This is a genomic window from Hydrogenophaga sp. (assembly GCF_022844385.1).
GTDB lineage: Bacteria > Pseudomonadota > Gammaproteobacteria > Burkholderiales > Burkholderiaceae_C > Hydrogenophaga.
In genome coordinates, this window is record NZ_JALHLX010000159.1 from 1 (window position 1) to 6,860 (window position 6,860).

Annotated in this window: 6 protein-coding genes; 2 read left to right on the forward strand and 4 right to left on the reverse strand. The window is 65.4% G+C overall.

Annotated elements, in window-relative coordinates:
• Nucleotides 1-464, reverse strand: a 464-nt coding sequence (locus Q0C59_RS17665) for an Lrp/AsnC family transcriptional regulator (RefSeq protein ID WP_291217982.1), incomplete at its 3' end; no start/stop codon positions are given.
• Nucleotides 465-605: 141 nt separating this feature from the next.
• Here Q0C59_RS17665 and glmS point away from each other — a divergent pair.
• Complete coding sequence (gene glmS / locus Q0C59_RS17670) at nt 606-2,462, forward strand: glutamine--fructose-6-phosphate transaminase (isomerizing) (protein ID WP_291217984.1); 1,857 nt, start codon at nt 606-608, stop codon at nt 2,460-2,462.
• A gap of 286 nt (nt 2,463-2,748) precedes the next feature.
• Here glmS and Q0C59_RS17675 read toward each other — a convergent pair whose 3' ends face one another.
• The 3 genes from Q0C59_RS17675 to Q0C59_RS17685 form a co-directional block, all read right to left on the reverse strand.
• Nucleotides 2,749-3,342, reverse strand: a complete 594-nt coding sequence (locus Q0C59_RS17675) for a hypothetical protein (RefSeq protein WP_291217986.1) — start codon at nt 3,340-3,342, stop codon at nt 2,749-2,751.
• 742 nt (nt 3,343-4,084) lie between these two features.
• On the reverse strand, nt 4,085-4,384 hold the full coding sequence (locus Q0C59_RS17680) for a PAAR domain-containing protein (protein WP_291217988.1): 300 nt from the start codon (nt 4,382-4,384) through the stop codon (nt 4,085-4,087).
• A gap of 21 nt (nt 4,385-4,405) precedes the next feature.
• On the reverse strand, nt 4,406-6,007 hold the full coding sequence (locus tag Q0C59_RS17685; protein WP_291217990.1) for a phage baseplate assembly protein V: 1,602 nt from the start codon (nt 6,005-6,007) through the stop codon (nt 4,406-4,408).
• Between the two features lie 381 nt (nt 6,008-6,388).
• Between Q0C59_RS17685 and Q0C59_RS17690 the strand changes: the two genes are divergently transcribed.
• The coding region (locus tag Q0C59_RS17690) for a molybdopterin-dependent oxidoreductase (RefSeq protein WP_291217993.1) at nt 6,389-6,860 on the forward strand (472 nt) is incomplete at its 3' end.

Sequence of the window (6,860 nt, forward strand, 5' to 3'; positions counted from 1 at the left end):
GGATCGAACTTCGCGCGCCTGACGCTGAAGAAGGCCTTCACGTTGCGCACGTTGGCGTCCTGCGTGAACAGGCGCTGCACCAGCGCGTGATAGCCCGCCATGTCGGCGGCGAACACCACCAGCACGAAGTCGGGCCCCGGCGAGACGCGGTAGACCTGCTGCACCGCGCCATCGTTCACGGCGCGCTGCTCGAAGGCCTCCAGATGTTCGGCGCCTTGCCGATCCAGGGTGATCTCCACCAAGGCGGTCAGGCCTTCCCCCAGCGCCTGAGGCGACAGCAGCGCCACCTGGCGTTCGATCACACCGGCTTCCACCAGCCGCCGTACCCGGCGCAACGCGGTGGCGGGCGATGTGTGGGCGCGGACCGCCAGTTCCTGGTTGGAGACCGAGGCATCGGTCTGCAGCAGGTCCAACAGACGCAGATCGGTGGCATCGAGGTCGATCACAGAGAAATTATCATCCATAGAACGTCCTCGTTTGCACTGAATGAACGTTCACCGATCTGCACGGTGAAATCTTGCACAGAGCCGGATCAAGAAGAACGAAAAGTTCATAGTACCCGCCCTAGCATCCGCTCCCATCGAACCTTCCAAGGACCCAGCACCATGTGTGGCATCGTCGGCGCCGTCAGTACCCGCAACATCGTTCCCATCCTCGTCGAGGGCCTGAAGCGGCTGGAGTACCGCGGCTACGACAGCTGCGGCGTGGCGGTGCACCAGGGCGGCGGTCTGAAGCGCGCGCGCAGCACTTCGCGCGTGTCGGAGCTGGACGCCGCGGTGGCGGCCGAGAAGCTGGACGCCACCACCGGCATCGCGCACACGCGCTGGGCCACGCACGGCGCACCGGCGGTGCACAACGCCCACCCGCACTTCTCGGCCGGCCCGGGCACCGACACGGCGGTGTCGGGTCACATCGCGCTGGTGCACAACGGCATCATCGAGAACCACGACGAGCTGCGCGCCGAACTGCAGGGCCGCGGCTACGTGTTCAGCAGCCAGACCGACACCGAGGTCGTCGCGCACCTGGTGCACCACCTGTACGACGGTGACCTGCTCGACGCCGTGCAGCGCGCGCTGCCGCGCCTGCGCGGCGCCTACGCCATCGCGGTGTTCTGCCGCGACGAGCCGCACCGCGTGGTGGGCGCGCGCGAAGGTTCACCGCTCATCGTCGGCGTGGGCCAGGGCGAGAACTTCCTGGCCAGCGACGCCATGGCACTGGCCGGCGTCACCAACCAGATCATCTACCTGGAAGAAGGCGACGTCGCCGACCTGCAGCTGGGCAAGGTGTGGATCAGCACGCGCGACAAGAGCGGCCGTTTCCAGCCCGCCGACCGCACCGTGCGCACCGTCAACGCGCACAGCGGCGCGGCCGAGCTGGGCCCCTACCGGCACTACATGCAGAAGGAGATCTTCGAGCAGCCCAAGGCCATCGCCGACACGCTGGACGGCGTGACCGCCATCAGCCCCGAGCTGTTCGGCGACAAGGCCTACCGCATCTTCAAGGACATCGACAAGGTGCTGATCCTGGCCTGCGGCACCAGCAGCTATGCCGGCTTCACGGCGCGCTACTGGCTGGAGAGCATCGCGAAGATCCCGACCACGGTGGAGATCGCCAGCGAGTACCGTTACCGCGACAGCGTGCCCGACCCGCGCACGCTGGTCGTCACCATCAGCCAGAGCGGCGAGACCGCCGACACGCTGGCCGCGCTGAAGCACGCGCGCAGCCTGGGCATGACGCACACGCTGACCATCTGCAACGTGAGCACCAGCGCCATGGTGCGTGAGTGCGAGCTGGCCTACATCACGCGGGCCGGCGTGGAGATCGGCGTGGCCAGCACCAAGGCCTTCACCACGCAGCTGGTGGGCCTGTACCTGCTGACGCTGGCGCTGGCCCAGGTGCGCGGGCAGCTGAGCGAGGCACAAGAGGCCGAACACCTGAAGGCGCTGCGCCACCTGCCGGTGGCCGTGCAGGCCGTGCTGGCGCTGGAGCCGCAGGTCATCGCCTGGAGCGAAGACTTCGCCAAGCGCGAGAACGCCCTCTTCCTGGGCCGCGGCCTGCACTACCCGATCGCCCTGGAAGGCGCGCTGAAGCTCAAGGAGATCAGCTACATCCACGCCGAGGCCTACCCGGCCGGCGAACTCAAGCACGGCCCGCTGGCGCTGGTCACCGAGCAGATGCCGGTGGTGACCGTGGCGCCCAACGACGCGCTGCTGGAAAAGCTCAAGAGCAACATGCAGGAAGTGCGCGCCCGCGGCGGCCAGCTCTACGTCTTCGCCGACGGCGACACCCACATCGCGAGCAGCCCCGGCGTGCACGTCATCCGCATGCCCGAGCACTACGGCGCGCTGTCCCCCATCCTGCACGTGGTGCCGCTGCAGCTGCTGGCCTACCACACGGCCTGTGCGCGGGGGACGGACGTGGACAAGCCGAGGAACCTGGCGAAGAGTGTGACGGTGGAGTGAGGGCGGCTGCGCGGCATCAGCGCTGTGTTCCGACCAAAAACAGTCGTGATCAGTTCAAAAGAGTCGTGAACACTGCTGGCTGTCTGGCGACAAGTGGTCGAACCATATGCCGTCATGAACTGGTTCTGGCGGCCAATAGCCGCTCCAAGCTGAGTGATGCGGCAAAACACTCCAACGAGAGCCTGCTTACCGACCGTGCGGGTACAGCCACTCAGGCCAGTGGATCAGAGACCGTTCACCGTGACTGGCTGACCCGGTTCGCGTGGGTGCGAGCGCTCCATGAAGGCTAGTAGAACCGCTCTCTCTTCAGCGAACTCCGAACTGATTCGGCAAATGACTTCAGGGTGTCGTCGTTGGCGGACTTCACGACCATCGCGTCGAGCATCGAGAGACCGACATTGAACGACGCGCGCCAGAGCACCGATCTCGTGGCGACGTCGACAGCGGCCACTGAGACCAGCAGATCGGTTTGGGGGGGCTTGGCGATGAAGGTCGAAACTTGGACGGGCGTGACGTAGATGATGGTCTTCGGAGAGGCCTTGAGGTCGACCAGCGCCATACCGTCGCGTGACAAAGCCTCAGAGAGATGCAGCCCTGCGCCGTTCCTGAAGAGGGCGACCAGCGCTTGTGCTCGAGCCTCGGCCTCCAGGCGCTCTTCGGCTTCAATGTCGGGCTTGTAGTTCAAGGCGAGCTTGGCGATGCTGATCTGGACTTTCTGAGACGAGTCCCAGTAGACCGCGGTGCTGCCGATCTTGTGGTCTACCGCTATGCCGACGTTGCGTTCCGAACTCATCTGAACAGATGTGCACCCTGAAGCCACCAGAGCGACGCTGACGATGGCGGCATTGAAAAAACGCATTGCGAGGGAGGTTTGGTTCACCGGATATAACCTTTGATGTGCAATTCGAACGGCCGCCCCAGAAGTGCCGGATAGGCTGAGAATGATAGCGGAGACGAACGAGCCATTGCTCCGCCCACGCGGGCAGGTTGTTGATCTTTTTGGAATTGCTGGGGGCGTTCGACACGTCATGCTGGTGCGACGCGGAATCGAGGAGCAGAATCGGCAGAACATCGCGAAAGTCGCCATAGCGGATTGCTCCACGGCGAGAGTCACGCATTAGCTGATGGCGTTTACGACGATGTTTGCCCATTCGGGACAAGGAAGGCGGCGGCCAGCCACGCAATTTCACGACTTTTCAGCGGCCCGTGGTCAGATCGCACGCCGGAAAGCCAGTGGTTTGCTGGTGTGCGGTTCACGACTATTTTTGGTCGGAACAGCTGTGTGGCGTTGCTGGACAGTTCACTTTAGCAATTGGTGGCACCAATCTTTCCTCGTGCCGGCGCAGCTCTCTGACCGCAGAGCAGCGGTCACTGCCGACCACGGACGTCGGCAATCGGTCGCGCAACTTGGGGCAGCTTTCTGGCGGCGAGATGGGTCAACCTGTTGTCGCTGGCCGACCCATCAGCGACGTGCGCGACGCCGAACTGGCCGCCCCGAAGGAACCGGTCGCCTGGTGCAGCGGCAGACCTTCCGTCGAGTCTCTGAGCGCGACCTTCGTAGCTGCGCGTCGTCGGTCGAGCGGGATCCGATCGGGGTCTTCGGCCTTCTGTTCTCGCGCGCCTCAACCGCCAATCATCACCGTGGGCATGCCCATGACCACGCTGCCGCCATGTGCCGTGGGGTCGCCGACGCGGGCTGCCGGCCGCCCGCCGATCATGACGGTGGCCGAACCCTTGACGATGGCGTCGAGCGGGCCGACACAAACCGCGTTGTCACCGATGACCGCGGCCGGCAGCTTGCCGATCAGCACGGTCGGCACGCCGGGACCAATCACCGGTCCACCGACATGCGGAATCGGCACCTGGCCCGGTGTCACCATCGGGCAGACGTGCATGTCGGTGAGGCGGGCGGCGGGCGGCATGGTCGGTACTCAAATCAACACTCAGTTGATCATGACCATCGCGCCCTTCACCGTGGTCTGCCCCGCGGCCGAGAGTTCGGCGCTGGCGGTACCCTTGGCGATGAAGCCCACCTGCGCTTCGCACGAGACGTTCAGGCCCTCGCTCTTGATGTCGCCGGTGGAGGTGAGCGTGATGGCACCGACCGCATCGAGCGTGATCGCGCCCTTGGCCGTGATGCACACATCCTTGGGTGCCTCCAGCCTGATGCCATCGGGACCGAGCGTCAGCTTGTTGTGGTTCTGGTCCACCAGCATGATCGACTTGTCCTTGTCGCTCAGCACCACCCGGTTGCCGGCATTCGTGGTGAGCGTGACCACCTGGTCCAGGTCGTCGAACTCGAAGCGGTGGCCGCTCCTCGTGGTGAACGACTTGAGGCGATTCGACGCGGCCATCTCCACCGGGGATCTGTGCTTGGCGCTGTACAGGCTGCCGAGCACGACCGGGTGGCGTGGGTCCTCGTTGAAGAAGCCGACCACCACCTCATCGCCGACTTCAGGCACGAAGAAAGCTCCGAAGCCAGCGCTTGCCGTCCACTGCGCCAGTCGTGCCCAGAGGAGTCCGCCGGCGCCGTCGGCACCCTCCAGCGCCGGAACGCGGATCTGGATGCGCATTTCCCCGGCCGGGTCGGGAGCGAGTTGGCTCACCACGCCGACATGCAAGCCGCCGATGCCCGGCAGCAGCGCAGAGGCCGGCAACGCGCTCACATCGGGCCGCTCGCCCGAGGGGGTGGCCGGCGGACCGAACTCGGCTCGAGTGGTCCAGTTGCCATCGCTGATCTCGTGCTCGACAGCCGTCACGAATACCGTGCCGTTGAAGCGCTCGCCGACTCCGGCCAATTCGATGAGGCCGGCCGGCTGCACCTTCGCGCTGCCCTGGAATTTCATGTGGCCGCGGATGCGCACGAGAGTCGCCGAGCCGAGGTTGCCTTGCGACCCGAAGCTTGCAGGCTGCGCCGCCTGACCCTCGACGATGGCCTGCTGGGCCACACTCCAGGCCACGGCCTTCACGCTCGTCAACTGCGCCCGAGCATCCAGGTCGGCACGGAACTCCATCAAATCAACGCCCCATTGCACCTTGATCGCCGCCACGCTCGACGTGTCGGGTCGCTTCACGTGCAGGCCGTCGTCGGTGGGGAAGACAAGCAGCCCGTTGGCCTCGGCGCGCGCGCTCAGGAAGTCCCAGTCGGTGGCGCCGTATTGCACGAGCTCGCGGTGCTGCACCGACGTCGCGTCCACGATGGCGGCCAGGCCACATTCGCCGACGAGGCTCTCGATGGCCTGACTGTCTGTCTTGTCGACGAAGATGCGGTTGCGCCGACCCACGGTCAAGGCGACAGCCCTGTGCCGGCACTCGACGATGACCCGGCTGCGGTTGTCGCCATCGATGCGCATGCCCAATTGGACGACGAGGCCCACGAAGATCGTCGTTGCCTTGTTGTTGCCATAGCCGGCGCTGATGCGAATCGCCGCACCGGGCGCGAAGGCCGCGCCGTCGGCAACGGCCCAGGCTTGAGTAGGCATTTCGCCATCGCTGAGCTCGATGCGAGCACTGGCGATCTGGCCAATGGCGCGGCGCACGTGCACCGAGATCACTTGCACGGTGTCTTCGATCGCTCGGCCGTTGCTCTCGATCCCGAGGCGGACCACGCCATCGCTGCCGGACGAATCTGACTCAGGTGACTCAGGCATGCAGGCCTCGGCTCGGGGGGTGCGGCAGTGTAGCTTTGTCCCTTTCAGCCCCGGGTAGTTGGCGAAGCGGTCGCCGGTCGCTGGCCCACCCGATGCGGGAATACATTTGCCCAGACTGGCCGTTGCGAAGCAGCCATTGGTTGCTGCAGTTGACGCGTCACTGCTGGTTCAGGAGCTGGGCCTTGTCTGCACTGGCAGCCGAGCGCCGCGAAGTGTTGGCGGTGGTCGCCCGGCCGCGCTACGCTCACACCACAATTCCACCGCCAGGAGCGTTGATTGTCCCCAGCCGCCGAACACCCCGTATCCGACTGGAAATCCAACGCCTGCATCCTGTGCGAGTGCAACTGCGGCATAGAAGTGCAATTGGGCGGCGCCGACGGGCGGCGACTGGTGCGTGTGCGGGGTGACGATGCACACCCTACGTCCAGGGGCTATGCCTGCGAAAAGGCTTCGCGCGTGGACTTCTACCAGAACGGGCCGCACCGGCTGACGAAACCGCTGCGGCGGCGCGCCGACGGTAGCTTCGAAGAGATCGATTGGGACACCGCGATCAGCGAAGTCGCGGTCAGACTGACTGCACTGCGTGACACGCATGGCGGCGAATCCATTCTCTATTTCGGCGGCGGCCGGGGCAATCACCTGCCCGGCGCGTACAGCCGCGCTACGCGCGCTGCCCTGGGCATGCGCTACCAGTCCAGCGCCCTTGCCCAAGAGAAGACGGGCGAGTTCTTCGTCGCCGCACGCATGG

Coding starts and splice junctions, on each gene's coding strand:
- glmS (WP_291217984.1), top strand. CDS start 606: ATGTGTGGCATCGTCGGCGCCGTCAGTACCCGCAACATCGTTCCCATC.
- Q0C59_RS17680 (WP_291217988.1), bottom strand. CDS start 4,384: ATGCCGCCCGCCGCCCGCCTCACCGACATGCACGTCTGCCCGATGGTG.